The organism is Curtobacterium sp. B8 (genome assembly GCF_000333315.1).
GTDB lineage: Bacteria > Actinomycetota > Actinomycetes > Actinomycetales > Microbacteriaceae > Curtobacterium > Curtobacterium luteum.
On sequence record NZ_BACW01000424.1, the window covers coordinates 1 to 819 of the forward strand.

Below are 819 nucleotides of genomic sequence, written 5' to 3' on the forward strand. Positions count from 1 at the left end.
GAGGGTCGCTGCGAGCCGGGCGACCTCGTCCGCGCCGCCGGGATCGGGGGACTCGCTCCGAGAGGTGTGCGGCGGTGATGCCGGCGACCTGTCGGCGCATCCGTTCGACCGGGCGGAGGGCGCGGCCGACGACGAACCAGGTCGTCGCTCCCATGACGAGCAGGAGGAGCGGCACCGCGACGACCAGGATCGTCCGGGTCGCGCTCGTCACCGCGTCCGTCGACTCCGTGGAGAGCCCGGCGACGACGAGGTAGTCGGATGCTGCGATCGCCGAGTCCTCGCTCGGCCTCCCGGTGGCCGCGGTGGCACGGTCGAACGACACCAGGCGTGTCGCCCCACCGTCCCCCGCAGCAGCGTCGTCGCTCCCGTGACCGCCGTGTCCCGAGGTGTCGGCCGTCCCGGACACGTCACCGGAACCCGAACCACCGCTGGACCCCGAACCACCGCCGGAACCCGAACCACCGCCGGAGTCGTCCGACCCCCCGCCGGACCCGCCGGTGTCGTCCGAGCCCCCGCTGGGTGCCCCGCTGACACCGGAGTCGTCGCTCCCCCCGCCCCGGCCGCCGCCGGAGTCCTCGGACCCGGGTGGTGCGACGGTGACCGTCGGTGCCGGCGTGCTCCGGTCGGTCGCGCCACTGGAGGCGAGACGGTAGACGCGCGAGCCGAAGCGCATCGACGACCCAGGATCACCGTCGGCCCGCGCCGTGTAGGCACGGACCGCTGCCGGGTCGCCGCCGGACGCGAGGACCCGCGCGCTGTCCGCCGACTGCACGACGACGAACCCGTCCTCCGCGAGCGACGCGCGCGCCACACCGACCG

At 75.5% G+C, this 819-nt stretch carries 1 pseudogene; it reads right to left on the bottom strand.

Going from position 1 to position 819, the window contains the following annotated elements:
• Positions 1–819: pseudogene (locus tag I59_RS20930) on the bottom strand (hypothetical protein); the annotation flags it as partial.